The organism is Amycolatopsis sp. NPDC004368, assembly GCF_053602515.1.
Map to the genome: position 1 here is coordinate 1 of NZ_JBSGDT010000060.1, position 26,365 is coordinate 26,365.

Below are 26,365 nucleotides of genomic sequence, written 5' to 3' on the forward strand. Positions count from 1 at the left end.
GCGGGAGCGACCGTCGCCGTGGCCGGGGGCGCGATCTACAACGCCGCCGACCCCGCCGCCGCCGCGAAGGAACTCAAGAAGCGCGCCGCCTGACCCAGGAGCTGTGACGAGAGAAAGGAGTCGGCGTGAAGGGCAAAGAGTCACCCCAAGCACCGGCCGCTCGCACCACCTACTGCGCCTTGCTCATGCAGGCCTCGGAGGTGCTTCGCCTGCGCTACGTGCAGTGCAGCCAGGACACCAGCCTGTCCCCCGCCTCGGCGGCCCAACTGGCGAGCGTCTTCGAAGGCCTCGCCAACGGCCATCCCGACTTCGACCAGATCGACCCCAAAGAGGCGATCGCCCTGGCCCACCGTCTCATCGACGACGACCACCCCGAGCTGTCGGGGCTGTGGCCCAGAACCCTGTAAAGCCTTTCGGGACGGTCCCACCGCCCCCCTCGGTCGCCGATGGTCGTGACGGCGCGGTCTGAGCCTCGGCTCCGGGAACCGGGCGCGGCGTGGAAAACGGGTGGCGCCGCGCGTCTCCCCCGACTCAACGCGGCCCGCTCGGCCGCCGACGGTCGTCGCGGCGCAGTCCGAAGTCCAGCCTGTTGCTCCGCCGCTTCAGCCCGACTCGCCTGTCCACCCGATCACCAACCGGTGCACCGCGATTCACCCAGCACCGGCGACCTGGTTCGGAAAGGGGTGGCGACCCACGCATCTCCCCGCCCGGCCGATCACCGGTCGTCCCGGCGCGGAACGGGGTAGTGCCGGCCTTCCCGGCCACCAACCGGCGCACCACGACAACCCCTCGCCGGTGACCCACCCTCGGCACGGAAAGCGGGTGTTGCCACCGCCTCTCCCGCGTCCCACCGATGTCGGACCGCACCACCCGACCCGCACTCGAGGATCATTCGCAGCTCAACGAGGAGTACACGATGTCCACTGATGTTGCCACCGAAGTCGAAGCCCCTGCCCGAACCGCACCGGTGGGCGACCCCGGCATGATCGGGCTGCCCACCTTCATCGTCGGCACGATCGCGCTCGGCCTGGTCCTGACCGGGTACGTCCCGGCCGGCGCCGTCGGTGCCTCGATCGCCGTCATCCTGCCCGCGACGGGCCTCGGCCAGTTCGTCGCCGCGGTGTGGGCGCTGTCGCTGGGCCAGAACGCCGTCGCCTCGGTCTTCGGCATCTTCGCCGGGTTCTGGTGGAGCTACTCGGCGCTGGTGCTCGGCCTGACCCACAACTGGTTCGGCATCACCCCGGACGCGGCCATCGCCACGCAGGGCATCTTCCTCATCGCCTGGCTGATCACGATCGTCCTGCTGACCCTCGGCACGCTGCGGCTGCCTGCCATGTTCACCGTGCTGTTCGTGCTGATCGACCTCGCCGTGGCCCTGGTGCTGTACGGCACGGTGGGCAACGCCCCGGGCGCCTCTACCGCCGGCGGCTACGTCTGCTTCGTCTTCGCCGCGGTCGGCGTCTACCTGTACCTCGGCGCCATGTCCGCCGCCACCGGCGGCAAGGGCCTCCCGCTGGGCCGCCCGGTGCTGACCTGACGCTGACTCCGGGCGGGCGTGCCTCTTCACCGCCCACCCGGCCGGTGGTCGACGGATCACCTCTGAGCAGACCCCGCCTGGACACGGCCCTGGGCGGGGTCTGCTTGCGTCCACGCCACAAAGGCGCCGGACAGCAGAAAACCCGCCGTCTCCGGCGGGTTTTCTGTATTGCTGTCTCAACCAGACGTGCGCCCGAAGGGATTCGAACCCCTGACCTTCTGATCCGTAGTCAGATGCTCTATCCAGCTGAGCTACGGGCGCTTGTTCAGTTGTTAATCTAGCACCTGCCGAAACAGGCACCAGCGGAGGCTCCGGGATTTGAACCCGGGAGGGGGGGTTACCCCCAACCGCATTAGCAGTGCGGCGCCATAGACCAGACTAGGCGAAGCCTCCTGGGCCTTGTCGACCACTGCCCAGATAGCTTACACACCCCCCAGAACCCCTCGGAGGCACCCCCCGAAAGTGAAGATCAGCGTTGCAGCAACCGCCGCAACCAGGGGGAACGCCCGCCGAGGCCTTCGGCTTCGAAGGTGGCGATGCCGACGCGCGGGAGTTCCCGCACACCCGGGTACACGAGGTACCGCGGAACCCACCGCGGCTGGAACTTGGCGTTGAAGCGGTACAGGCTCTCGATCTGGATCCAGCGCGAGAAGAAGTGCAGTACCTTCGCCGAGACGCGCGCCACGGGTCCCGCGCCGATGCGCTGGCCCTGTTCCATCAGCGACCGGAACGCGGCGAAGTTCAGTGAGACGTGGTCGATGTCGTGCTCACGCGAATACGCCAGCAGCTCGGAGATCATCAGCTCGTTCACGCCGTTGTCGGCCGAACGGTCCCGGCGCATCACGTCCAGCGACAACCCGCGCGCGCCCCACGGCACGAACTGCAGGACTCCGCGCACGCGCCCACCCTGCTCGGCCGTCACGATCACCGCGCCGGGGTCGCCCATGCGGCCCAGGGCCATGGAGAAGCCGCGTTCGGTCTCGGTACCGCGCCACGCCGCGGCCAACTGCACCAGCTCGTCCAGCTCACCCGGCCGCAGATCCTCCGAACGCCGCACGAGCACCTTGTAGCCCGCCCGCCGCGTGCGCGAAGCGGCCTGGCGCACGCCGCGCATGATGCGGCCCTCGAGGGTGAAGCCTGCGGTGTCCACGATGGCCTCGTCGCCGATCTCCAGCACCTCCAGGCCGAAGCGCGCCCAGACCGTCGCCCCGAGTTCCGATGCGCCCATCGCCGCCGGCACCCACGCGTTGTGCTTGCAGATCTCCAGGTACTCCTCGATCGCGCCGGGCCAGGCCTCGTGGTCGCCCAGCGGATCGGCCGACGTCAGGGCGACGCCGGCGATCACGCGGTACGTGACGGCCGCCTTGCCGGTCTTCGAGAACACCGCGAACTTGTCGCGCCGCAGCGCGAAGTAACCCAGGGAGTCGCGCTCGCCGTGCTCGGCGATCAGCGCCTGCAGCCGCGCCAGCTCCTCATCGGACAGGCGCGGCGCGGGCTCGGCCGAGCGCAGCAGGAAGTAGCCCGCCACGAGCACGGCCGCGATGCTGAACAGCAGCCCGATCGCCGCTGACAGGTCCTCCAGCCACAGCCCGTGGAACACGGCGGGACCGCTCACGCCCACCAGCGCCAGTCCCGACTGCGTGAGCCGGCCGGGGAAGCTCAGCGGCTCGAGCATCCGCCCCGAAGCCACCGAGAGCAGCACCACGTTGATCACGAACCCGGCCAGCACCAGTTCCAGGAACGCCCGCACGGCCCGCCAGCGGCCCGTCGTCGGGTCCGGCTCGGCGACGAAGTAGCGGCGGTTCACGATCAGCCCCACCAGCAGCACCACCGAAACCAGGCCCGCGCCGAACACGTGCCGCAACCCGAGGTGTGACAAGGTCAACAGCACCGCGAAGCCGACGGCGAGCTGCCACGCCCGCCGCTTGCGACGCCGCAGCCCCGCCGCGAGCATGATCAGCAACACACCCGTGACGACGGCCACGGTCGCCGCCGCCACCGTCGCTTCCTGGGGCAGCTCGAGCCACTCGGCCAGGTGGCCGCGCAGGCTGCGGCCGGAGGGCAACACCACGGAAAGTAGCGTCAGGACGCCGGCGAGCCTGGTCACCCACGTGATCGCCTTTACGGTCGTGACACCCGCCACCTGCCACGTGTGCTGCGCGCGCGTCCCCGTCACCACGCGTGCAACACGTACGGCCCAGCCATGCTTCCCCCTGCTTCGTCACCGTCCGGCGAGCTCCCCAGCGAGCTGGGTGAACGGGGCCAACGCGGCCGGGTTGGCCAGCGCGTCCCTGCTCACCGCCCTCTCCGGCGCGACTCCGGAGAGTATCTTTTTCACCGGTACCTCACACTTCTTGCCGTTCAAGGTACGGGGGATTTCGCCGACCACCACGAACCGGTCGGGCACGTGTCGTGGTGACAGAGCGCTACGAAGCTCCTTCCGCAGCGTCGGCTCGATGTCCTCGAGTCGCGTACCCGGCGCGAGCACGAGGAAACACAGCAGCTGCCCGTCGTCGTTGCCGGCCGCCGAGGTGTCCACGACCAGGGAATCGGCCACCTCGTCGAAGCCCTCGACCACGCGGTAGAACTCCGCCGTCCCCATGCGCACGCCGCCGCGGTTGAGCGTGGAGTCGCTGCGGCCGTAGATCACGGCCGAGCCGCGCGGGGTCACGCGGATCCAGTCGCCGTGGCGCCAGACGCCGGGGTACATGTCGAAGTACGCCTCGTGCAGCCGCGTGCCGTCGGGGTCGTTCCAGAAGAACACCGGCATCGACGGCATCGGTTCGGTGATCACCAGCTCACCGACCTCGTTGCTCAGCGAGTTGCCCGCTTCGTCGTACGAAGCGACGGCCGCGCCCAGCGCCCGGCACGACAGCTCACCCAGCCACACCGGCACGTCCGGCGCCGCCGCCACGAACGCCGCGCACAGGTCCGTGCCCCCGGAGACCGAGCAGATCTGCACCGACTTCCCGATCTTGTCGGCGATCCACCGGAAGCCCTCCACCGACAGCGGCGCACCCGTGGAACCCAAGGCGCGCAACGCACTCAGGTCGTAGCGGGCCGAAGGTTCGAGGCCCGCCTTGAGGCAGCTCTGGATGAACGGCGCCGACGTGCCGAAGTACGTGATGCGGTGCTGTTCGGCCAGGTGCCACAGCACGTTGAGGTCCGGGTGACCCGGGCTGCCGTCGTAGAGCACGATCGTCGAGCCCACGAGCAGGCCGGAGATGAGGAAGTTCCACATCATCCAACCGGTGGTGGTGAACCAGAAGAACCGTTCGCCCGGCCCGAGATCCGCTTGCAGCGACAGGGCTTTCAGGTGCTCGACGACGATCCCGCCGTGGCCCTGCACGATCCCCTTCGGCAATCCCGTCGTGCCCGACGAGTAGAGCACCCACAGCGGATGTGCGAACTCCACCGGCTCGTAGGTCAGCTGCGTGCCGGCGTGTTCGGCGAGCATCGCGTTCCAGTCGCAGGTGCCGTCAACGGTCCCCTCGCCCACGTACTTCACGAGAACGGTTGCGCTCAGCGACGAGATCTCCGCGCGCAGCCGCTCGACCGTGGGGGTGACGTCGAACTCGCGGCCGTTGTAGGCGTAACCGTTCACGGCGATGAGCACCTTCGGCTCGATCTGCGTGAAGCGGTCCGAGATCGCGCGCACGCCGAAGTCCGGCGAGCACGACGACCAGATCGCCCCCAGCGACGCCGCCGCCAGGAACGCGACGAGCGTCTGCGGGCAGTTCGGCGCCAGCGCCACCACGCGGTCGCCCTTTTCCACGCCGAGCGCCTTCAACGCGCCACGCGCGGCCGCGACCTGTGCGCGAAGGTCGCCGTACGTGAGCTGCTCGGCGAAGCCGTCTTCGCGGTGGAAGATCGCGGCGAGCTCATCGTCGTCCTTCGCCGCCCCCGCGACGCCCGGGGTGAGGGCGTGTTCCGCGTAGTTCAGCGTGCCGCCGTCGAACCACTTGGCGTTCGGCATCGCGCCCGAGAGGACTTCGCGCGGCCGCTCGTGCCAGCGCACGCCGGAGAACTCCGCGACGGCCGACCAGAACTCGGGCACTTGCTCCACCGAATAGCGCCAGAGGGAGTCGTAGTCACCGACTTCCACGCCACGTTCGTCCCGCAGCCAGTGGCGGAACGCTTCGATGCGGGTGTCGGACACGCGGCTCGGGTCGGGTCGCCAGAGCACTTCGGGAATATCGGCAGTCTGGGTCACCCGCCGATGTTAACTGCGGCTAACAGACTTGTCTCGGCTCAGTGTCTCGGTTCAGCGCAGGTGGGCGTCGAACCAGTCCAACGTGCGCTGCCAGGCTTCCTCCGCTGCGCCCGGGTCGGCGTCGAAGCGGTGGTTGGCGCCGGCGTAGCGCACCACGTTCGTGGCCACCTTCGCCGACGCCGCCGCCTCGCGCAGCTGCTCCACTTCGGCGCCGCCGGCTTCGTCACCGGCGTCGCCGTACATGCCGAGCCACGGACTGGTCAGGTGGCCCGCGATGTCCAGCAGCCGCGGCAGCTCCGTCACGCGCTGGCCGCCCACGCTCACCGCCGCCCCGAGCCGCCGGTGCGACGCGACCACCAGCGCCGCCGTCCCCCCGAGATCGAAGCCGACGACACCTCTCAGATCGGCCTCCACCCCGCGCTCGACCAGCCATTCGAGTGTGATGTCCGTCGCGTCGAGCAGGTCCTGCTGCGTGAGCTTCTCGCCGCCGTCGATGTGCGGGGTGACGGTGAGCCAGCCTTCGTTCGCGAGGCTCGCAACCAGCAGCAGCACGCCGTCGGTGACCCCGTCGCCTTCGTGCAGGACAACGAGGCCGCCGCGCAGGGCACCGTCGGGTTCCGCGAAGGTCAGGCGCAGCGCGCGGCCGTCGGTACGCTGGTAATCCACGGTGCTCGTCGACGTCATCACCTCATGCAATCACCTCCAGGTGAACATTGGGAACCTTTGTGGATCGGCCGGCGCGAGATACCGTGACCGTGCCGTCCCGTCAGACCCGAGGAGAACCGACGATGCCGTCCCTCGCACCGCGCCCCGACCTCGATTCGTTGCCGAAGTACGTCCCCGGCCGGACGATCGAAGGCGCGATCAAGCTCGCGAGCAACGAGGTGCCCGGCGGTCCGCTCCCCAGCGTCCGTGCCGCCATCACCGACGCGATGGCCGACGTCAACCGCTACCCCGACAGCGGCTCCCACGCCCTGCGCGAACGCCTCGCTCGCGACCTGGACGTGCCCATCGAGCACCTCGCCGTCGGCTGCGGCTCGGTTTCCCTGTGCCAGCAGCTCATCCAGGCTGTCTGCGGTCCTGGTGACGAGGTGATGTTCGCGTGGCGCTCCTTCGAGGCGTACCCCATCGTCACGCAGGTCGCGCACGCTTCGCCGGTGAAGGTCCCGCTGACGTCGTCACACGGGCTGGACCTCGACGCCATGCTCGCGGCCATCACTTCGCGGACGAAGCTCATCTTCGTCTGCAACCCCAACAACCCCACCGGCACCGTGTTGACGCACGACGAGCTGGCGCGCTTCATCGGCGCCGTGCCCTCCCACGTGCTGGTGGTCTTGGACGAGGCCTACAAGGAATTCGTCGCGGACGGTTCCGTTCCGGATGGCGTCGAATTCACGCGTACTCATGAGAACGTGGCGGTGCTGCGCACTTTCTCCAAGGCTTACGGTCTGGCCGGCCTTCGCGTCGGTTACGCCGTGGCGTGCGCTTCTATCGCGGAGGCGCTTCGCCAGGTGTACGTGGCCTTCTCCGTGAACGCCATCGCCCAGGTCGCCGCCATGGCGTCGCTGGATGCCGCCGACGAGCTCATGGCCCGCTGCCGCGCGATCATCGGCGAACGCGACCGAGTTCGTGACGCACTGGTGTCCATGGGCTACGAAATTCCTGTTACCCAGGCCAATTTCGTGTGGTTCCCGCTGGGCGAGCGCACGGTTTCGTTCGCCGAACACATGCTGGACCGCAAGCTCATCGTGCGGCCGTTCCCCGGCGACGGCGCCCGCGTCACGATCGGCACCCCGGAAGAGAACGACCTGTTCCTGGCGGCTGCGCGGGAATTCTTGGCTTGACAGGGTGGCACGGGTCGGCGGGACGGCATCCGTTCCGCTGATCTTGCCGCGTCGCACTCCCGGGTTGCCTGGGGCTGGGCATAGCTTTGCCCGATGGCGGGCACAACCGAACGAGACACCACCGCGCGCGAACGCGAAATCGGCGACGAGCTTCGCCGCCTCCGCGTGCGCGCGGACCTGACCGCGATCGACCTCTCCAAACGAGTGGGCTTCTCGGCCAGCAAGATCTCCCGCATGGAGAGCGGCGCCCGCGGGGTGACCGAAATCGACGCGACCCTGTTCGCGGCGAACTGCGGTGCTTCTCGCAAGGAGGTGCTGAATCTGGTGGGCCTCGTTCGAGAGGTGGACGATGGCTACCGGCTGCGGCCGCACGAAGAGCGGCTCTCCGATGAGCTGCCTTCGCTGATCGTCGCCGAGACCGGCTCAAGCGAGATCATCCAGTTCGAGCCGCTGGTGATCCCTGGGATTCTGCAGATCGAGGAATACATCCGAGCACTCTTCCGCTGGGGCGGCTACTACGACGAAGAAGGTGTCAACCTTCGGGTTCAAACCCGGCTAGCCCGCCAGACTTTGCTGCGGCGCAAGGATTCGCCGTTCTTCACCTTCTACATCCATGAGCAAGTCCTGCGAGCGCCGGTCGCCGACCGCGCGATTATGCATGAACAGATCCTGCACCTCGTGCTGACATCCTCGATGGAACGCTGCGCCGTTCGCGTGGTCCTCGATCGGACCTGCCCGAACGGCGTGATGGGCACCGGCTTCCGGGTCATGCGCTACAACGGCCAGCGACCCATCATCTACACCGAGAACCAAACGTCCAGCCTGTTCTTCGAGAAGCCGGAGGACATCGAGGAGTACCGCCGGGTGCTGGCGCAAGTGGCGAGTTTCGCGTTGGATGGAGCAGAATCGCGCGAGTGGCTTGCCGCGCTGGCAAGCGAGTACGACCAAGTGAAGGACGGCCCCGATGAACTCCCGTGACCTCGTGTGGCGCAAGAGCAGCTACAGCGGCAACACCAACGGGGACTGCGTCGAGGTCGCGCTGGGCACCGTCGTCGGCATCCGGGACACGAAGTCCCGCGAAGCCGGCGAACTCCACGTCCCTGCCGCAGCCTGGCAGGCCTTCCTCTCACTTCACAACTAGCTCCACCACAGCCGCCACCCCGATCACCACAATCACGGCCCGCAACACCGTCGGCGACATCTTCCGCCCAACCTTGGCCCCGATCTGCCCCCCGATCGTCGACCCGACGGCCAACAAGCCGATCACCGGCCAGCTCACCGGCGCGACGATCGCGTAGATCAACCCGGCCACCACGTTGACGACGGCTGCGAGGACGTTCTTCACCCCGTTGAGCCGTTGCAGGGATTCGGACAGCAGCATCCCCATCACCGCCATCAACATCACGCCTTGGGCCGCGGTGAAGTACCCACCGTAAATCCCGATGACGAACAACAACCCCAGAAGCAGCGGCCCGGGCTTGTGCTCGACCCCGTTGGCCTCCCGCCGCCTCTGCACCCACTTCGACACCCTCGGCTGCACGATGACGAGAACGACGGCCAACCCGACCAGCACCGGCACGATCGTCTCGAAGGCGTCCTTGGGCAACGTCAGCAACAGGATCGTCCCCCCGATCGCGCCGAAGAACGACGCCACCGAGAACCTCAACACCTGCGGCCAGTACCCCGTCAGCTCGTCCCGGTACCCGTAGGCCCCACTGATCGTCCCGGGCGCCAGCCCCACCGCGTTGGACGTCGTCGCGGTGATCGGTGGATACCCCAGCGCCACGAGCACCGGAAACGTCACCAACGTCCCGGACCCCACCACCGCGTTGATCATCCCCGCCCACACCCCGGCAACGAAGATGATCACCGCGTGCCACCACGTCATAAAGCACCCACCCAGGCACCCTAAGCACCCACCCCAACCCCCGCGCCCCGATGTGTCACGACCGACAGTCCTCCACGGGTGATGGCCGATTACCGAGAGTATTCAATCGCTGCTGGGGGCTCCTGGTGAGTCTTGCCGAGATCCGGCAAAATGCTCATTCGACGGTGACCGGTCGACTACCGTAGCCGCTGGGGACAGTCCGCAACCGGGCTGACAGGCCATCAGAGGGGGAACACAGTGGTTGGACCTGCGTCGGAAGCGAACTGGCTCACCGGTCTCGACTTCGCCATCACAGACGCGCCCGCCGCTGGCGGCAGCGCTTCCGCAGGGGCACCAGCCAGCTCCGTCGGCAGCAGCGGGGGAAAGTTCAGTCTCAGCATTGAGGAAGCTCAGAGCATGTTGACCGTGGCCAAACGCGTCCGCGACAGCCTCCAGAAGATGAGCCCCACCGCAGAGGGGCTGCTCCAGGTCCGGCCACCTACGGACGACCCGGGCAGCACGGGCTACAGCCAGCTTCTGGTTGGTAACGCGAATGGCGGAGCGTTCCATTACGGCGCTACACAAGTCGCAGCCGAACTCAAGTATGCGACTGACCTGGTGACCAAGCTGCACGATGCGCTGGCGAAGGTCGGAGCAGCTGACGAAGCATCAACTGCCGCCGTCAAGGCCGCCGCAAGCGGAAGTCAGAGCGAGGGGCTCTTGTGACAACCAAACGACTGCTGCTGACTCTCACCGCCGCAGCGGCCGCCTTCGCTGTCGTTGCGGGGTGCTCGGGCGGATCTGCTGCTCCCCCTGCGAGTAGTGCACCCACTTCAGCCGTCGAGACGCTGCCGCACAGCGGCGCTCCCAAGGTCGAACACCCGCTGCCGGCGTCGGTGTTGTCAGGTGACCCATGCCAGGAGGCTCTCACGGCCAAGCAGCTCGACGCGCTTTTCGGAACCGCTCCACAAAGCGCTCGCAACGACGCCGCCGGCCTTGGCCCCGCGTGCCACTGGAACAACAGTGACACCGGTGCTGCGTTGGACGTCAGCTACGTCACCCAGACACACGAGGGCCTGAGCGGCGTGTACCAAAACACAAAACCGCAGGTCAGCGTCTGGCGCGAGCTCCAGCCGATCCAGGGGTTCCCTGCGGTCGCGCATTCGTCGGAGAGCGCCGACTCACCCCACATCTTCTGCCAGGTGAGCACCGGCATCCGCGATGACCTCTCGTTCGACGTCTCGTTGTCGCTCAGCTCCGCCAAAATTGGCAAAGCCGATCCGTGCGACGTGGCCGACCAGGTCGCCGGCATGGTCGTCACCGATCTGCTTCAGAAGGCAGGTGCGCGATGAGCTTCTTCGACAAGATCGGTGACAGCGCGAAGTGGGTCGGCGATCGGTTCAGCGACCTCGGGCACTGGGCCGACGACGTTTGGCACGGCAACGTCGGCACGCAATCCGTCCCTGCACCAGAACTGGTGCAAAAGATCCAGCAGAGCCGTGGAGCGACCGGCTGGCACGATGGAGGCAACAAGGCCAAAGGTCTCGCCAAAGACCATGACTTGCTCAGCTCCGACATCAACAAGCTCAGCAGCGGCCTCGAATCCATGTGGACCGGAAACGGGGCCGAGGCGGCGCAGGCGCGAATCAAGATGTTCTCGGCAGCCACCACGGCCGCGTCGCAGACGTACACCAGCAACGGTGAGAACCTGACCGGCCTGGCAAACGGGTTCGACGACATGAAGGCCGCGCTGCAGCCGATGCCGGGCACACCGCCACACAAGGACTTCCTCGATGTGGCCACGCCGTGGGACACCGATACCGAGGACAAGATCAACCAGTACAACCAGCTCGCTGCCCAGAACCTCGCCCGGTACCAGAGCTACGCAGACCAAGCTCAGAGCAGCGGCCAGAGCCTCCAGAACGACTACGGCAAGCTGAACGACTTCGACGACAACCTGGCGATCACGCAGGCGACGAAGGTCAAGGTCGAAAAACACACCCACAAGACCACGAGCGACGACGACAAGACGAAGACCTCCCGGACCGAGGTCGATCCTCCGCGTATCACCACTCCGCCACCCAACACCCCTCCGCCCACCACGCCCCCGCCGACCACGCCTCCGCCCAACATTCCGCCGCCGGTGGTGCCGCCGCCGACGGGGCGGCCGATTGACCTGCCAGGGCGCAAGCCGCCGGAGGATGAGCGGCCGGGTTGGCGGCCGGGGGACGATGATGATGACAGCACGCAAAAGTCCGGTCTGGATGATCCGACGGTGAAGCCGCCCGGGCAGCGGTTTCCGGTCGGTAGTGGCAATCCGTCTTGGTCGTCGACGGGCGGTGGAGCGGATGGCTTCGGCCCCGGTGGGTTCGGCGTAGGCGCTGGGGCGGGGGCCGGGGGAGCAGGTGGCTCGGGAGCGTTCGGCAGCGGCAGCAGCGGACGCGGCGGCATCGGCTCTCGCCTCAGCGGCGGTGCGGGATCCGGAGCGTTCAGCGAAGAAGGCGCCCGCGGTGGCGCGATGGGCGGCCGGGGCGCGATGGCGGGTGCGACCGGCGCCAAGGGTTCCCCGGGGATGGGCGGCGCGATGGGCGCCGCCGGCAACAAGGGCAAAGGCGAGGAAGACGCCGAGCACCAGCGCAAGTACGGCATCGACGACGATTCGGCGTTCACGTTGATCGACGACGCGGACGGCCGGCTCCTCGACCCCCACACCGGGCTTCCGCCGACGCCCCCGACCATCGGAGCCTGAGCAGACCGATGACCATCATCAACAGGCCGGTGCGGGTACCCCGGCCAGTGTTCCTCGTTGCCTGGGCCGTCGCCGAGCTCGGTGAGCCGCCGGTTGTCGTCGGGCCGGATCAGACGTATCGCACCGACGAAGCGGCGGCGGAGCTGCGGCGCCGCGCTCTGGATGCGTTGTACGACTTGGGGTTGGCCACGTCCGGCGGTGAGCTCACCGGGGCGTTCGAAGAGACGCTCGGCGTGCTCGCCCGGCCCTCGCGCGAGATGTACTCGTGGAGCAACTTCCGCGACGGCGAGGACGACGGCGCCATCCTCGTCGCCGAGTCCGGCCGCGACGCCGTGCGCCTGATCACCGATCACCGCACGGTGCAGCTCGACCCGATCCCGGCGCGCGAAGCCGCGGAGCACCTCGTGGACGCCCTGCCATCGCGACCACCGGCGCGGCTGGCGCCGATCAGCGTGCCGAAGTCCCACTTCGACGACGTCGGCCACGACTACGAGTCCGACAACCCGCTGAACGAAACCTCGCACGACGCCGACGAGCTCCGCCGCCTCATGCGCGCCGGCCGCGACGCCGCCCACCAGCTGTACGTGGCCACCCGTGACCACGCCGGCAACCGCGCGCGCAGCACCCCGATGTCCGTCCTCGACCTCACGGACCGCGGCCGCGTGCTGACGTTCATCGGCAACACCGACGGCCAGGCCCGCATCAACGTCCACCCCGGACACCGCGCGCACCTGATCGAGGCGCTGCACCTGGCATCCACCGCCCTGGCCTGATCCACGGCGATCGTGTGCAGCCGCTGACCTGGAGGAACAGGTCGGAGCAGAGGCGCACGCCGGACTGGCAATCAACCGTCACGACTTCGCCGCGCGCGAAAGAAGCGCACCCAGCAGTAGCCGGCGACCGGAAGGCAGACACCCGCAAGGCTGATCTGAGCCCAGCTTCGCCAGCCGTTCTGGCTGAGCAGCCCCACCATGGCCAACCCCACACCAAGCCAGGAGTACGAGATCGCGCACCACAGCGCGGCCTTCGAAGGCATCCGCACCGGTCGGAAGGGACCGTTCTCCGGCTTCATGGGCACTCCCTGGGCAAGCCTGGTCCCGCAGAACTACCCCTCAGCTCGAAAGATCACTCCTGTGGCTCGAACACGCAGAACTCGTTGCCCTCCGGATCCGCCATGATCCACCAACCGATATCGCCTCCCTTCTCCCTCACCATCGTCGCCCCCAGCGCGGCCAGCTCGCCGATGTCGCCGAAAACGTCGAGGTGCATCCGGTTCTTCACCGTCTTCGGCTCCGGCACCGGGTTGAGCCAGATCAACGGACCTTCGCCGACGACGTCGACGATCGGGACCGGCCAGCCGGCGGGCCGGGTCTCGTTCCCGAGCGTGTCGCGCCGGACGTAGCCCAGCGCGGTGCACCACCAGTCGGCCAGTGCCTGGTGGTCGGCCGCGTCGAGGGCCAGGTCCTTGAACTTCGCTGTCACTTGATCACAGTGGCACACACCACCGACATTTCTCGCCGGTTGCCGCCGCCTGTCAGGATGGACGCGTGGCGCACGAATCCGATCAGGTCTGGAGCGCCACCGTCGACCGCTTGCGCGCGATGATCGACGGTGGCGAGCTCCCGCCTGGCTCGAGGCTGCCCGCCGAACGCGCCCTCTGCGAACAGCTCGGCATCAGCCGCGGCTCGCTGCGGCAGGCGCTGCGGGTGCTGGACTCGATCGGTTACGTCCAGATCCGCGCGGGCTCCGGCACCTACGTCCGCGAGCCGACCGAAGCGCCGCTGAGCAGCTGGTTCTCCGAGCACGAACAGCTGGTCGAGAAGCTGTTCGACCTGCGCGCCACGGTCGAGCCCACCCTCGCCGAACGCCTCGCCGGCAACCACTCACCGCGAACCATCCAGAAGCTCGAGGACAACGTCGCCGAGATGGAAGCCGCGGCGGCGCAAGGTGACATGCTCCGCGTCATCGCCACCGACGCCGAGTTCCACCGCGTCATAGCGGGCAACGCCGGCAACGACGACGTCGCCGACCTGCTGCGCTCGGTGCTGGCCCTCGTCGGCGAGGAACGGCGTGCGGCGCTTCGGCTGCCGGGCCAGATCCGCAAGGCCGTGGATGAGCACCGCGCGATCCTGGCGGCGGTGAAGGCTTCGAATGGGCCTGCTGCGCGGGAAATTACGCTGAAGCATTTGTTGGATGCCAAGTCGTACGCGCACGATTATGCGGCAGGGCAGGATTCCTCGGAGTAGAAGTTCGGCGCAGGGTTCTGGTGTCTGTGCTGGTACTGGATCTCTTGGCCTTCCTTCTCGGGCGGACGATTACTTCACTGAGCTGCTGTGACTGGATCTGTTTTGGAAGCTGGGCGCCTTTCGAGCGGACGGTGCTTCTCTGCGCTGCTCCTATATACGAACCGCTGGCGATGTCAACCGCGGCTTCCGAGTTGTCCACACCCCTGGTCGCCGACAGCGCAGTTGTCCACAGATCTCGCCATGGCCGTTTTTGGGGCCAGGTAACGATAGAATGGGATGGGGACGCCCCCCTTGGGCGGGCGGGGGCTGCCTGTCGGGGTCTGGAGGGGCTGGCGCGAACAACACCGCCCGTGTCGTTTTGACAGTGGCGCAGGTCCGTCGCTTGGCCTGAACCCGAACCACAGTGGCAGCCGAGGGTTCCAACCAGGATCCAGCAGTCCACCGCAGCGCCCCGACTCAAAGCGCGCTCCGAAACCCGATCCTCACCACCGTGGCCGACTCAGTGTGTCCGTCACCGAAATGCCCGTGACGAGGACCTAACGCGACTCCAAGATCCGATCCACGAACCGCCCCACCTTGTCCTCCAGGCGGGCAACTCGCTCGGCCAGGGAGAGCGTCTCCACAGGTTGCGGTACGGCGGGCTTCAGCTCCCCCCGGACGTACGCGCTGCACGACAGGTTGGCGCACGCGTACGTGCCCAGCGTGTTCCCCTCCCGGCCGAGCTTGCCCGCGCGGCGGCCGGTGAACAGGGTGATGTCCGCGAGCGCGTGGGTGGTCGAGCAGAAGGCGCACATGTTGCTGCGCAACCGCGACCCCGCGGGCGGAGCGGCGCGCAACGACAGGCCCACCACGTCGGAGCCGTGGGGCACCACCAGGTACGCCCGCCCCGGCGCCTTCGGGTCCCGCCAGCCGAGGAAGTCGCGGGTGGGCCAGGGGACGTCGGTGGGGAGGGTGACGGACTTGGCCTCGCCGCGGGAGCAGTTCACGAAGGAGGCGCGGATCGCGTCGGCGTCGAGGGGTTGCATGAGCGTCAACCGTAGTGACCAGGCCGGGAAACCTGCCACGCGTTTTCTCGGCGAGCCACCTGCGAGTGCGAGCCCGTACGATCGGGCGCGTGCGCAGGCGAACGGCGGGACGGTTCCGGCTGGTTCTGCGCACGAGCCTGGGCTTCGCCGCGCTGGGGATCGGGTCGAGTGTCGCCGGGTCGGGTGTGGTGGCGTTGCTGCTGCTCCTGCAGGGGCTGCCGGGTGACGTGGGCGACCGCGGCTGGGTCCTGGGGCTGACGGCGGGCGGGATCGTGGCCGTGAGCCTGCTCGTCGGCACGTTGTGGACGGCCTACCTGCAGCGTCGCACCGTGGTGTGGTTCACGATCGGGCGGCCGCCGTCCGCGGACGAGGCCAAGCGAGCACTGCGGTTGCCCGTGGACATGGCCGTGGTGAGCGGCACGTTGTGGCTCGTCGGCACGATCGCGCTGGGCACGTTCGCCGGTGTGCTGGGCTCGTTCGAGGACGCCGCCGGCATGGCACTGACGATCGGGCTCGGCGGGCTGACCACCGTCGGCCTGATGTACCTCGCCGCGGAGTGGGTGGCGCGGCCGGTGATGACGATCGCGCTCGACGTGGCGCCGCCGCACGGGGCGTTGCCCGTGACGGTGCTGACCAGGCTGATCGTCACGTGGGCGCTGGCCAGCGGGGTGCCGCTGGTGGGCGTGCTGCTGGTCGCGACACCGCCCGACGCCGGGCGCGCCAACCCGACCGCCAGCCTGGTCATGCTGTCCGTGATCGGCCTGGTCACGGGCGCGATCGGCACCGCGCTGCTGGCCCGCGCCGTCGCCGCGCCGCTGCACCGGCTGCGCGTGGCGCTCGACCGCATCGCGCGCGGCAGCACCGACGTGTCCGTCGACGTCGACGACTCCAGCGAGATCGGCCTGCTCCAGACGTCCGTGAACGACCTCGCCGCCGGCCTGCGGGAGCAGGAGCGGATGCGGGACCTGTTCGGCCGGCACGTCGGCACCGACGTCGCCCGCCACGCCCTCGAGTACGGCGCTTCCCTGTCCGGCGACGTGCGCGAGGTGACGGCGCTGTTCGTGGACGTCGTCGACTCCACCGCGCTCGCGTCGCGCACGCCGCCGGAAGAGCTGGTGGCGAAGCTGAACCGGTTCTTCGCCAGCGTGGTCCAGGCCGTCGACGCGCGCGGCGGCCTGGTCAACAAGTTCCAGGGCGACGCCGCGCTGTGCATCTTCGGCGCGCCCACCCGGCTGTCCGACGCCCCCACCATGGCCCTGGCCGCGGCCCGCGCGATCCGCGACGCCGTGGTGGCCGAAGGCGAGCTCGACCTGGGCATCGGCGTCGCGTGCGGGCAGGTGTTCGCGGGGCAGCTGGGCACGTCGAGCCGCCTCGAGTACACCGTGATCGGCGACGCCGTGAACGAGGCCGCGCGGCTCACGGAGCACGCGAAGTCGGTGCCGTCGCGCATTCTCGCCAGCGAGGGCGCGGTGAAGGCGGCCTTGGGTGGCGAGCGCGAGTTCTGGCTGCCCCACGGGCCCCTGCTGCTGCGGGGGCGGCAGCAGACGACCGAGGCGTGGACGAACTAACGCTCGACGGTGGCCGCGAGCAGGTGCGCGAGGGTGTGGTCGTCGAGCTGCGAACCGTCCCAGGTGGTGGTGAAGCGGCTGATCCGCCGGCCGGCATCGAGCTCGACGGCGATGATGCCGTGGTCGACCGGCTCGCTGTGGTTGACCCACTCGTAGCCCCCGCCGTGCGCGCTGCCGACGGTGTGCCGGATCGCCGCGCCGCGACCGTAGGGCAGGCTGGCCGCCGCGCGGGTGACGTACTGCTCGATCGCCTGCCGCCCGACGATCCTGGTGCGCAGGGCCAAATCCTCGAAGACGGCCTCGTCGGTGAACAGCCCGGTCACGTCCCCGCGCCCGAGTCCCGCGTTGAGCTTCACGGCGACCTGTCGCACCACCGAAGAGGACTGCGACGCGATGACGTCCTCGCCGAAGGCCCTCGGGAACTGCGCGGGCGGCACGCGCAGCGCGGCGGCCGCCTCGATGCCGAAGTGGCGGCCGTCCCAGTAGTCGACCTGGCGGATCACTTTGCCGTCGCGGAAGTCGACGGCCGCGAGGATGCGGATCTCGTGCCCGAACAGCTCGGGTGAGTCGGTGAACTGCACGATCGCGCTGTGCTCGTCGCCGATGATCCGGGTCGCGTAGCTGCGCGCGGTGGCCGGCCAGGTCGGCATGTACTGCTCGAAGACCGCTCTCAGCGCATCGGCCGTCGGCAGGTACCAGCCGAGGGTGGCGTCGGTGTAGTACATCGGCTTGCGGGCGAAGTGCGCCATGGTGCGGTCGACGGAGCGGCTCGTCTTGTCCCGGAACAGCCGCGTGACCAGGTCCATGACCCGCGGCGTCGCGTGGCCGGACTCGAGCACGGGGTCCTCGGTCCTGGCGGCGGCCGCTGCCGGCACGGCCAGGCCGACCAGAGCCGTCGCCGCGACCGCGCCACCGAGCACACCTCGACGTGTCAGTTCTCCCACCACTGCCTCCAAGATTGAAGCTTCAAGTTTTGGGCTGAGCATATTGCGTCCAAGATTGAAGCTTCAAGCTTTGTTACGCTGACGCGATGAGCGCGGAACCCCGCTGGCTGAACCGGGCCGAGACCGACGCCTGGGTCGCGCTGGTCGGCTTGCTCATCAAGGTGCCGGCCGCCCTCGACAGCGAACTGCGGCGGCGCGTCGGCCTCGCCCACTTCGAGTACCTGGCGATGAGCGGGCTTTCCGAGGCGCGCGAGCGGACCTTGCCGATGAGTGAGCTGGCCAGCCTGTCCAACGGGTCGCTGTCGCGGCTCTCCCACGTCGTGTCCCGGCTCGAACAGCGGGGCTGGGTCACGCGCGCCACCTGCCCGACGAACCGCCGCGTCACCGAGGTCACCCTCACCGACGCCGGCTACACCGTGGTGGTCGACGCCGCACCGGTCCACCTGGACCTGGCGCGGTCGCTGGTGCTCGACGCCCTGGACGACACTCAGGTGCGCCAGTTGAAGGCGATCGCGGGCGCGATCCTGCGGCGCGCTGATCCGGACGGGACGTATCCGCCGAAGGGCACGGCGATCCGGGCATGAGGTGCGGGCTGCCAGGGGCACGTCCATCCAGGCGTGAAGCGCCAGAGGCTCAACCATCCCTCAGGGGCTCCCCCAAGGTCCATTCTCTCGGCCCCCACCGACGAAAACCCTGGTAGAAGCCCGATGCAGCCCACTTGTCCAGCACCCGGACGAGTGATCCCAACCCCACAACTCGACCCGAAGACCGAGCAGAGAGGCCGCGCGAACTACCCCAGCTCAGGCCACGTCAGCAACGTCGACCCCCACGTCAGCCCCGCCCCGAACGCCGTGAGCAGGACCCGGTGGCCCGGCACCAAACTCCCGTCCGCCACCGCGTCGGCAAGAGCCAACGGGATCGAAGCGGCACTGGTGTTGCCGACCCGGTCGATGTTCGCCACCACGGCGTCCACGGGGAGGCCGAGGTGCTTGGCGGTCGCCTGGAGGATGCGGATGTTGGCCTGGTGGCCGACGAACCGGTCGACGTCGCCGACCATCCAGCCGGCCTGGTCCAGCACGGCGCGGGACGACTCGGCCATGCGGGCGCACGCGTGGCGGAAAACAGCCGTGCCCTGCATGACCAGGTGGTGGTCGCGCTGGTCCTCGGAGAAGCGCTGCTTCGAGCCGCCCGCCTCGACCCACAGCAGGCCCGCCAGCTCACCCTCGCTGTGGAGGTCGAAGGGACCGATCGCGCCCGGTTCGTCGGCCTCGCCGGCTCGCAGCAGGACTGCGCCGGCGCCGTCGCCGAAGATGGGGACCGTGGTGCGGTCGGTGGGGTCGACCAGGGAGGTGAAGACGTCGGCGCCGATCACCAGCACGCGCCGGGCGATGCCGCTCGCGATGAAGCCCTGGGCGGTGGCCAGGGCGTAGATGAAGCCGCTGCACACGGCGTTCACGTCGAACGCGGCGGCCGTGCCGAGGCCGAGCCGTGCGGCGACCTGGGGCGCGCTGGCGGGACACAGTTGGTCGGCAGTGGACGTGGCGAGCACCACGGCATCCACGGAGCTGTCGCCCAGCGCGTCGGCGCCCGCGGCGACGGCGAGGTCCACTGTGGACTCGCCGGGCGCGGCCATGCGGCGCTCACGGATGCCGGTGCGGGTGCGGATCCACTCGTCGGAGGTGTCGAGGCTCTGCGCGATCTCGTCGTTGGTCACGACCCGTTCGGGCAGCGCGCGGCCGAGTGCGGCCACGACAGCGGTACGACCAGGTGGAAACCCGACAGGACTCACAGCACTTACCTCCCCGGCCGGTGGACGGCGGTTCCACCGGCTCGCTCCACTTCTATGGGCTACCCCTGGGTAAACCGGTCAGTTGTGGCACACGTCACTCATCCTCCTCTTTCACGTTCGCTCGATAGGAGGTATTGGGCAAACCCGTTCTTGATCACGGGGTGAGCCTCGGTAAAGACGAGGCGTCCGGCCGGTGTCCCCGGTTAGCCTGAAGCGTGCTCACACCCGACCTCGACCGGCTGGACCTCGCCATCCTCGCCTGCCTGCAGGCCGACTCGCGCACGATCGCCGAGGTCATCGGCGCGAAGGTGGGCCTTTCGGCCGCCGCCGTGCAGCGCCGCATCAAGCGCCTGCGCGAGACGGGCGTGATCGAGAAGGAGGTCGCCGTGCTGTCCCCCGTCGCCCTCGGGCTCTCGATGACGTTCGTGGTGATGGTGGAGATGGAACGCGAAAACCTGGTGGTGCTCGACGCGTTCCGCCGGCAGGTGCTGGGCGACGACTGCGTGCAGCAGTGTTACTACGTCACGGGCACGGCCGATTTCGTGTTGATCGTGACCTGCCCCGACATGGCGGGGTTCGAGTCGTTCACGCGGCGGATGTTCTTCGACAACCCCAACGTCCGGCACTTCACCACGAGCGTCGCCATGGACCGGGTGAAGGTCGGGCTCACGCTTCCCCTGGCCTGAACCACCACGGTCTACATCGGACCGTGACGCTTCCGTGACCCCGCACGGAAGTCTCCCGCTCGGGTGACGGGCGGTCAGCGGTCGAACGCAAGGGGTATGTGGCCGGTGTTACGCCACAGAGGACGGATGCAGCCGATCGCGTGAACGCGGCAAAACCCGCGTCACGAGCGCCCGGGCCGATCATCTCCTTGCCGACCAGTTCGCAGGACGCGAACCACCGGAGGAAACCCCAGGAGCAGCCGTGCACACCGACGCCGTACACCAGACCCAGTTCGTGTTGCTGAACGAGAGCACCACGCCGGTGCTGTCCCGCCTGTCCTACCACTCCACCGAGCCGTTCGCGGTCACCGTGGCGTTCCGGACCGAGCGCGGCCGGTGGATCGAGTGGACGTTCGCACGTGACCTGCTCGTGACCGGGCTCGACGAGCCGGCCGGGCTGGGCGACGTGCGCATCCGCCCGGACCTGTCCGAGGACCCGGCCATGCTCACGCTGGAGATCGAGTCACCCGACGGGTACGCGTCGTTCGAGCTGGAGCGCGAGGACGTCGAGTCGTTCCTCGAGTCGTCCTACGAGCTGGTCCCGCTCGGCGCCGAGAGTGAGAGCTTCGACATCGACGGGCTGATCGAGGAGATCAGCAACGTCTGACCGCAGTCTGCCGATCCCGCGGCGGTATAGGGAGAAGGGCGGCTCGAGTGCTCTGGAGGCACTCGAGCCGCCCTTCTTCTGTTCTACGTGGACGGTCAGCCGCGCACGAGCGTGGTGCCGGTCGCGGAAAGGGCGCTGGCGATCGGGTAGAAGTACGTGTTCACCGTGTCACCACCGGAAAGCAGGCCCTGCGCCTGGTTGCCGGAGATGAACGAGCCACCCGAGTCGCCGTGGTCGGAGCGGGCGTTGGTGAGCACCATGCCGGTGACGGTGCCCTCGGGGTAGCGCACGGTCTGGTTCTTGGCGCGGATCGTGCCGCAGGTCCAGCCGGTGGTGGAGCCGGACTTGCAGACCGACGCGCCGACGGCGGCGGCCGTCGAGCCCGTCACCCGCGTGCCGTTGTTGATCTGGCCGACCGGGGTCCAGTTGCTGTTGACCCGTGCGTACGCGTAGTCGCTGCCCGGGAAGCGGTAGGTGGAGAACGAGCCCATGGACACGCGGTTGTAGCCGGTGAGCGGGCCCGCGCCGGTGAGCGCGGCACAGTGGCCGGCGGTGAGGAAGCCGCCGTTCACGGAGAAACCCACGGAGCAGCGCGACGAGCCGCCGATGTAGTACGCGTCACCGCCGAGCACGTTGTAGTGCAGCTGCGGCTTGGCGGTGGTCTCCGTGACCTGCAGTGCCGAAGTGTCCACACCGGACTGCCGCGCGAACTTCTCCGCCGCCGCCCGCTGTCCCTTGAGGACGGTGATCGTGACGCGGTTCGACGCCGGGTCCACACCCCACGCCGTGACCGACTGCGGGGCGGTCTTCTCCCCCGCGTTCAGCTTGGCGACGCTCGAATCGAGCTGCCGCGCGCTGTAGCGAACGACCTGCGCCTCCGCGCCCGCCGCGCGCACCTTCTCGACGAGCGAGGCGTCGGTCACGCCGACACGCGCCTTGCCCGTGGCCGCGTCGTAGCTCGCGCCACCGAAGCTCGCGCCGAGCGACTTTTCGAGCGCCTGGCCCACCTTCGTGGCCGAGTCCTCGGCGGCGAGCCGGGCGATGGCCTGGTCGTGGGTCAGGCCCAGGTCGCGCTGCATCGCCGGCACCATGTCGGGGTTCAACAAGGTGGCACCCGCGACCGGGCTCGTGACCGCGGCCATCGTGCCCGCCGTCGCGGCGGCGACAGCGGCGATACCGAGGAATCTGATGATCTTCATGCTGCTCCCTCGTGACTACGCGCGGCACCGGTGCGGCCACGCGGCGCATTCCCTCCCCCGGGGTGAGAGCGTGCAGCGTGGTCCAATCCACTGCAATAAGGGCCCGGCGCGGATAGGTATACGCATTCCCCTTGGCCGAACGCCCTGCTCCGGACGTCGTAGCGAGCCTCGATACCGTCCATAAGTAGGGATTCCAGCAACTACTTTGCGTAGCGCATTCTATGCCCGGAACGTGGTATGCACCCCAGGAACGGGGAGTGACCAGATGTTCCGTACGCATGGTGAACCTCTGCCGAAGATCCGTCTGCCATCCGGTGACGCTCGGTACGCAGACGTGTGAGTCGGGTGTGGAGGTGCAGGTAGTCGGTTGGTTTACGAGCGGCCGAACGCTGCTTAGGCTCCCGGCGAAACGGACAAGCGCGCAGGGAGGGCGACATGTGGCAGGCCGGTTCCCGTCCGACGTCCGTCACCGTGCGCACCGGGCCCACGATTTTCACGGGCCGCGATCGGGAGCTCGCCACGGTCGTGGAGGTGCTCACGCACCGGCCGGCGGCCGTGCTCGTGGAGGGCGAGCCGGGGATGGGCCGCACGCGCCTGCTGGCGGAGCTGGCGCGAAGACCCGAGTTCGCGGGCGGTCGTGTGCTGCGGGGTGGCTGCCAGCCGCTGCGCGAGCCGTTCCCGTACGGGCCGGTGCTGGAAGCGCTGCACGCGGCGGGCGAGCTGGGGCCGTTGAGCCCGGTCGCCGGGGTGCTGCGGCCGTTGCTGCCGGAGCTGGCCGACCGGCTGCCGCCCACGCCCGAGCCGCTCGACGACCCGGGCGCGCAGCGGCACCGGGTGTTCCGCGCCGTGCGGGAGCTGTTCGTCGCGTGTGGGCCGACGATTCTGCTGGTCGACGACCTGCAGTGGGCCGACGAGGGTACCCAGGACCTGATGCGGTTCCTCGCCGCAGACCTGCCGCCGGAGCTGGCCGTGGTGGCCGCGTACCGCACGGGCGCGCAGCCGTGGCCGGGTCCGCTCGGCGCGCCGGTGCGGGTGGCGCCCACGGTCCACGTGGCCCGGGTGGCGCTCGGGCCGCTCGACGTCGCGGCGGTGCGGGCGATGGCTGTCGACGTGCTCGAGCTGCCGCGGGTGAGCGACGAGTTCGCGACGAAGCTGCACGAGTGCACGGGCGGGGTTCCGTTTGTGGTCGAGGAAACGTTGCGGGCGTTGCGAAACGTTCCGTTGCCCGTGGGCGAGGGGCTGTCGGATCGGCTGCTGGAGAACCTGGAGGTGCCGGCGCCGCTGCGGGAGTCGGTGACCGAGCGGCTGGCCGCGTTGCCCGCCGACGCGGCGCAGCTGACGCGGGCAGCGGCCGTGCTGGCGGTGCCCGCCGGGCCGGAGACGCTGGCCGAAGCTGCCGGGCTCGGTGACACCGTGCGGCCGGCACTGCTGGCCGCTTTGGCCGGTGGGCTTCTGGCCGAGCTGGGCGAAAACCGTTACGGGTTCCGGCATCCGCTCGCGCGCAAGGCTGTGTACGACGTGGTGAGCGGCCCCGAGCGGACGCTGCTGCACACCGAATCCATGCGGGTGCTGGCCGAGCTGCCGGAGCCGTCGTCGTTGGTGCTGGCGCAGCACGCCCACGCGGCCGGGCGCACGCGGGAATGGCTTCGTTACGCGGAAGCGGCGGCCGACGAGGCCATTTCCCACGGCGAGACGTCCCGCGCGATCGACCTGCTGCAGGCCGCGCTGCCGGCGGCGGACGACGTCGGGCGGCTGGCCACGAAGCTGAGCCAGGTGGCGCTGCGCGGCTTCCGCCCCGACGTGATCGAGACGCTGGAGCGGGTTCTCGAGGAGCGGCCGCTGCCACCGGCCGTGCGTGGCACGATCCGGCTTTCGCTGGGCCAGCTGCTGGTGCGCACGCTCGGACGGCTGACGCACGGGCGTGAGGAAGTGGAGCGGGCCGTCGCCGAGCTCGCCGACCGGCCTGAGCTGGCGGCACGCGGGATCAACCTGCTCGCGCAGCCCCTCGATGGCCTCACTCCCCTGTCGTGGCACGAAAACTGGTGGCGGCGCGCCCGGGAAGTCCACTCCGGACTGACGGACCCGGAGCTGCGGCTGGCGTTGACGGTCGACCGGATCACCAACGCGTCGCACCTCGGTGACGGCTCGTCGTGGCAGGAGTTCGAGGCCCTGCCGGACATCGGTGACAGCGTGGCCGAGCGCGTGCAGCTCGCGCGGCTGTGGTGCAACCTGGCCGACGCGCAGTCGTGGGCCGGACACCTCGACCGGGCCGCGCGGCTCGTCGAGGAGGGCACACGGCGCGCTTCGGACGCGGGGGCGCTGTACACCACCGGCCTGATTCAGAGCACGCACGCGCGGCTGGCGTGGTTCCGCGGCGATTGGGACGGGCTCGCGCAGACGGCCGAGGACGTGCGTTCGCGGTACCCGCAGCTCGCGCCGATCGTGATGGAGACGTCGCTGGTGCTCGGCGGACTGGCGGCCGTGCGGGGTGAGTTCGCGGCCGCGGCCGACCACCTCGCGGTGGCCTTCGCGCCCGCCGACGGGCCGATCCCGGTGGTGCTGGCGGCCGCGTCGGTGCTGATCGGGGTGCACTTGGCGAGCGACGACGTGGCCGGCGCGTGCTCGGTCGCCGACGTCGCCGTGGACGCCGCGCGCCGCAAGGGGGTCTGGGTGTGGGCCGCGTCGCTGGTGCCGGCCGCGGCCGAGGCCTTCACCCGCGCGGGCCGTTGGTCGGACGCCGACGCCTTCGTCGAGGAGTTCGGCCGCGGTATTGCAGGTCGCGATGCCCCGCTGGCCTTTGGTGCCCTGCACGCGGGCCGGGCGATCCTGACGGGCGCCCGCGGCAAACACCTCGCCGCCGCAGCCGCTTTCGACACCGCCGCCTCGGCTTACGCGTGCCTGCCCATGCCGTACCTGGCCACGTCGATGCTCGAACGCGCCGCTTGTCTTCGGTTGCTGGCGGGCCAACGCCCGGCCGTCGAAGCCCTCTCGGCCGCGGCCCGCGCGTATGAACGCCTCGGCGCCACCCGCGACGCCGGGCGCTGCCACCACTTGCTGCGCGAGCACGGTGCCTGGGCCCCCTCCCAGCGCGGGCGCCGAGGCTACGGCCGGGAACTCTCCCCGCGAGAACGCGAGGTGGCCCGGATGCTCGCGGAGGGCCGGACGAACCGCGAAATCGCCGACGGCTTGTTCCTGTCTCCGCGGACCGTGGAACAACACGTGGCGAAAGTCCTGCGCAAACTCGGCGCCCGTGGCCGCGCCGACGTCGGCCGGCACCTCGACGCCGCGCTCTAGGTTTCATGACACCCTGTTCTTCATGGCCCCCATCGACCTGATCCTCGGCGACCTCACCGAACAACACGTCGACGCCATCGTCAACGCCGCCAACTCCTCCCTCCTCGGCGGCGGCGGCGTCGACGGCGCCATCCACCGCAAGGGCGGCCCCGACGTCCTCGCCGCCTGCCGCACCCTGCGCGCCGGCCACTACGGCAAGGGCCTGCGCACCGGCCAGGCCGTCGCCACCACCGCGGGCCGCCTGCCGGCGCGCTGGGTCATCCACACGGTCGGGCCGGTGTGGTCCGCGTCGGAAGATCGTTCCCGGCTACTGGCCGACTGCCACCGCAACTCGCTCACGGTGGCGGCGCAGCTGGGCGCTCGCTCGGTGGCGTTTCCGGCGATCTCCACGGGCGTGTACCGATGGCCGATCGCGGACGCGGCGCGGATTGCCGTGGAGACGGTGCGATCTGCGGACACCTCGGCGTTCGAAGTGGTGCGGTTCGTGTTGTTCGATCAGGGTGCTTATGACGCTTTCGAGGCTGCGCTTTAGGTCTCGGGCTGGGTGAGCCGCGCCTCTGCTGGCCCCGGCCCCTGCGATCCTCCGGCGCCCGGTCACCTCGACCGGGTGCCGGGTTTGTTGCCATCCCCGGCCATCCGACACACAGCCCCCGCCCTCCCTGAGCAGGGTTCCGGCAAAGTCGTGTGGGCTGGTTGCAGGGCGGGCACGGTCTCTGTTGATCATGAGATTGTCGAAGTCCCATGATCGTGAGAGAGCC

Annotated in this window: 26 protein-coding genes and 2 tRNA genes; 16 read left to right on the forward strand and 12 right to left on the reverse strand. The window is 69.3% G+C overall.

Annotated elements, in window-relative coordinates; translation table 11 throughout:
• The first annotated feature begins 125 nt into the window (after positions 1-125).
• Both ACWEOE_RS40705 and ACWEOE_RS40710 read left to right on the forward strand, forming a co-directional pair.
• The gene (locus tag ACWEOE_RS40705) at positions 126-407 is read left to right on the forward strand and encodes a hypothetical protein (protein WP_452018954.1); all 282 of its coding nucleotides are present in this window, start codon (positions 126-128) and stop codon (positions 405-407) included.
• A 509-nt stretch (positions 408-916) separates the two neighbouring features.
• Positions 917-1,537: a GPR1/FUN34/YaaH family transporter gene (locus tag ACWEOE_RS40710; protein WP_452018956.1), complete on the forward strand. Its 621-nt coding sequence runs from the start codon at positions 917-919 to the stop codon at positions 1,535-1,537.
• 187 nt (positions 1,538-1,724) lie between these two features.
• Here the strand turns inward: ACWEOE_RS40710 and ACWEOE_RS40715 are convergent.
• The 5 genes from ACWEOE_RS40715 to ACWEOE_RS40735 all read right to left on the reverse strand — a co-directional run bounded on the left by ACWEOE_RS40715 (position 1,725) and on the right by ACWEOE_RS40735 (position 6,434).
• Positions 1,725-1,798 (reverse strand) — tRNA-Arg (locus tag ACWEOE_RS40715).
• A gap of 42 nt (positions 1,799-1,840) precedes the next feature.
• Positions 1,841-1,930, reverse strand: a tRNA-Ser gene (locus ACWEOE_RS40720).
• A 76-nt stretch (positions 1,931-2,006) separates the two neighbouring features.
• Positions 2,007-3,716 (reverse strand): phosphatidylglycerol lysyltransferase domain-containing protein, encoded by a 1,710-nt coding sequence (locus ACWEOE_RS40725; RefSeq protein WP_452018958.1) that lies wholly within the window; start codon positions 3,714-3,716, stop codon positions 2,007-2,009.
• A gap of 42 nt (positions 3,717-3,758) precedes the next feature.
• A complete protein-coding gene (locus ACWEOE_RS40730) occupies positions 3,759-5,750 on the reverse strand; it encodes an acetoacetate--CoA ligase (protein WP_452018960.1) in 1,992 nt (663 codons plus the stop codon).
• A gap of 51 nt (positions 5,751-5,801) precedes the next feature.
• Positions 5,802-6,434, reverse strand: a complete 633-nt coding sequence (locus tag ACWEOE_RS40735; protein WP_452018962.1) for a dienelactone hydrolase family protein — start codon at positions 6,432-6,434, stop codon at positions 5,802-5,804.
• Between the two features lie 104 nt (positions 6,435-6,538).
• On the opposite strand from ACWEOE_RS40735, the gene hisC reads away from it, so the two are divergent.
• From hisC to ACWEOE_RS40750, 3 genes are all read left to right on the forward strand, one after another.
• Positions 6,539-7,594, forward strand: coding sequence for a histidinol-phosphate transaminase (gene hisC / locus ACWEOE_RS40740; protein WP_452018964.1), 1,056 nt, complete (start codon positions 6,539-6,541; stop codon positions 7,592-7,594).
• Between the two features lie 93 nt (positions 7,595-7,687).
• Positions 7,688-8,572 carry a helix-turn-helix domain-containing protein gene (locus tag ACWEOE_RS40745; protein WP_452018966.1) on the forward strand — a complete coding sequence of 295 codons (885 nt, stop codon included), beginning with the start codon at positions 7,688-7,690 and terminating at the stop codon, positions 8,570-8,572.
• On the forward strand, positions 8,559-8,735 hold the full coding sequence (locus ACWEOE_RS40750; protein WP_452018967.1) for a DUF397 domain-containing protein: 177 nt from the start codon (positions 8,559-8,561) through the stop codon (positions 8,733-8,735). The genes ACWEOE_RS40745 and ACWEOE_RS40750 overlap by 14 nt, the downstream gene beginning before the upstream one ends.
• On the opposite strand, the gene ACWEOE_RS40755 is transcribed toward ACWEOE_RS40750, so the two are convergent.
• Positions 8,721-9,482: a sulfite exporter TauE/SafE family protein gene (locus ACWEOE_RS40755; protein ID WP_452018969.1), complete on the reverse strand. Its 762-nt coding sequence runs from the start codon at positions 9,480-9,482 to the stop codon at positions 8,721-8,723. The genes ACWEOE_RS40750 and ACWEOE_RS40755 overlap by 15 nt on opposite strands.
• A 396-nt stretch (positions 9,483-9,878) precedes the next feature.
• Here ACWEOE_RS40755 and ACWEOE_RS40760 point away from each other — a divergent pair, with 396 nt between their 5' ends.
• Genes ACWEOE_RS40760 through ACWEOE_RS40775 form a run of 4 tightly spaced genes read left to right on the forward strand, consistent with a single transcriptional unit; the run spans position 9,879 to position 12,983 of the window.
• Positions 9,879-10,187: a hypothetical protein gene (locus ACWEOE_RS40760; RefSeq protein WP_452018971.1), complete on the forward strand. Its 309-nt coding sequence runs from the start codon at positions 9,879-9,881 to the stop codon at positions 10,185-10,187.
• A complete protein-coding gene (locus tag ACWEOE_RS40765; protein WP_452018972.1) occupies positions 10,184-10,813 on the forward strand; it encodes a DUF3558 domain-containing protein in 630 nt (209 codons plus the stop codon). Before ACWEOE_RS40760 ends, ACWEOE_RS40765 begins: the two co-directional genes overlap by 4 nt.
• The gene (locus ACWEOE_RS40770; RefSeq protein WP_452018974.1) at positions 10,810-12,210 is read left to right on the forward strand and encodes a hypothetical protein; all 1,401 of its coding nucleotides are present in this window, start codon (positions 10,810-10,812) and stop codon (positions 12,208-12,210) included. Before ACWEOE_RS40765 ends, ACWEOE_RS40770 begins: the two co-directional genes overlap by 4 nt.
• An 8-nt stretch (positions 12,211-12,218) precedes the next feature.
• A complete protein-coding gene (locus ACWEOE_RS40775; RefSeq protein WP_452018976.1) occupies positions 12,219-12,983 on the forward strand; it encodes an ESX secretion-associated protein EspG in 765 nt (254 codons plus the stop codon).
• Positions 12,984-13,054: 71 nt separating this feature from the next.
• On the opposite strand, the gene ACWEOE_RS40780 is transcribed toward ACWEOE_RS40775, so the two are convergent.
• A complete protein-coding gene (locus ACWEOE_RS40780; RefSeq protein ID WP_452018978.1) occupies positions 13,055-13,282 on the reverse strand; it encodes a hypothetical protein in 228 nt (75 codons plus the stop codon).
• 53 nt (positions 13,283-13,335) lie between these two features.
• Positions 13,336-13,692 (reverse strand): VOC family protein, encoded by a 357-nt coding sequence (locus ACWEOE_RS40785; protein WP_452018980.1) that lies wholly within the window; start codon positions 13,690-13,692, stop codon positions 13,336-13,338.
• Positions 13,693-13,757: 65 nt separating this feature from the next.
• Here ACWEOE_RS40785 and ACWEOE_RS40790 point away from each other — a divergent pair, with 65 nt between their 5' ends.
• The gene (locus ACWEOE_RS40790) at positions 13,758-14,456 is read left to right on the forward strand and encodes a FadR/GntR family transcriptional regulator (RefSeq protein WP_452018982.1); all 699 of its coding nucleotides are present in this window, start codon (positions 13,758-13,760) and stop codon (positions 14,454-14,456) included.
• Positions 14,457-14,992: 536 nt separating this feature from the next.
• Here ACWEOE_RS40790 and ACWEOE_RS40795 read toward each other — a convergent pair.
• Entirely contained in the window at positions 14,993-15,481 is a 489-nt protein-coding gene (locus ACWEOE_RS40795; protein ID WP_452018984.1) for an FBP domain-containing protein, read from the reverse strand.
• A gap of 89 nt (positions 15,482-15,570) precedes the next feature.
• Between ACWEOE_RS40795 and ACWEOE_RS40800 the strand changes: the two genes are divergently transcribed.
• The gene (locus ACWEOE_RS40800) at positions 15,571-17,049 is read left to right on the forward strand and encodes an adenylate/guanylate cyclase domain-containing protein (protein WP_452018986.1); all 1,479 of its coding nucleotides are present in this window, start codon (positions 15,571-15,573) and stop codon (positions 17,047-17,049) included.
• Here the strand turns inward: ACWEOE_RS40800 and ACWEOE_RS40805 are convergent.
• Complete coding sequence (locus ACWEOE_RS40805) at positions 17,046-17,993, reverse strand: hypothetical protein (RefSeq protein ID WP_452018988.1); 948 nt, start codon at positions 17,991-17,993, stop codon at positions 17,046-17,048. The two genes, ACWEOE_RS40800 and ACWEOE_RS40805, sit on opposite strands and share 4 nt — an antisense overlap.
• Positions 17,994-18,079: 86 nt before the next feature.
• On the opposite strand from ACWEOE_RS40805, the gene ACWEOE_RS40810 reads away from it, so the two are divergent.
• Positions 18,080-18,577, forward strand: coding sequence for a MarR family winged helix-turn-helix transcriptional regulator (locus ACWEOE_RS40810; RefSeq protein WP_452018990.1), 498 nt, complete (start codon positions 18,080-18,082; stop codon positions 18,575-18,577).
• A 206-nt stretch (positions 18,578-18,783) separates the two neighbouring features.
• On the opposite strand, the gene ACWEOE_RS40815 is transcribed toward ACWEOE_RS40810, so the two are convergent.
• Positions 18,784-19,743, reverse strand: a complete 960-nt coding sequence (locus tag ACWEOE_RS40815; RefSeq protein ID WP_452018992.1) for a beta-ketoacyl-ACP synthase III — start codon at positions 19,741-19,743, stop codon at positions 18,784-18,786.
• Positions 19,744-19,997: 254 nt separating this feature from the next.
• Here ACWEOE_RS40815 and ACWEOE_RS40820 point away from each other — a divergent pair, with 254 nt between their 5' ends.
• Both ACWEOE_RS40820 and ACWEOE_RS40825 read left to right on the forward strand, forming a co-directional pair.
• Positions 19,998-20,468, forward strand: a complete 471-nt coding sequence (locus tag ACWEOE_RS40820) for an Lrp/AsnC family transcriptional regulator (RefSeq protein ID WP_452018993.1) — start codon at positions 19,998-20,000, stop codon at positions 20,466-20,468.
• 241 nt (positions 20,469-20,709) lie between these two features.
• A complete protein-coding gene (locus ACWEOE_RS40825) occupies positions 20,710-21,114 on the forward strand; it encodes an SsgA family sporulation/cell division regulator (RefSeq protein ID WP_452018995.1) in 405 nt (134 codons plus the stop codon).
• Positions 21,115-21,209: 95 nt separating this feature from the next.
• On the opposite strand, the gene ACWEOE_RS40830 is transcribed toward ACWEOE_RS40825, so the two are convergent.
• Positions 21,210-22,313 (reverse strand): S1 family peptidase, encoded by a 1,104-nt coding sequence (locus tag ACWEOE_RS40830; RefSeq protein ID WP_452018997.1) that lies wholly within the window; start codon positions 22,311-22,313, stop codon positions 21,210-21,212.
• A gap of 435 nt (positions 22,314-22,748) precedes the next feature.
• On the opposite strand from ACWEOE_RS40830, the gene ACWEOE_RS40835 reads away from it, so the two are divergent.
• Both ACWEOE_RS40835 and ACWEOE_RS40840 read left to right on the forward strand, forming a co-directional pair.
• On the forward strand, positions 22,749-25,607 hold the full coding sequence (locus tag ACWEOE_RS40835) for an ATP-binding protein (protein ID WP_452018999.1): 2,859 nt from the start codon (positions 22,749-22,751) through the stop codon (positions 25,605-25,607).
• A 22-nt stretch (positions 25,608-25,629) separates the two neighbouring features.
• Positions 25,630-26,139, forward strand: a complete 510-nt coding sequence (locus ACWEOE_RS40840; RefSeq protein ID WP_452019001.1) for an O-acetyl-ADP-ribose deacetylase — start codon at positions 25,630-25,632, stop codon at positions 26,137-26,139.
• Positions 26,140-26,365: the final 226 nt, after the last annotated feature.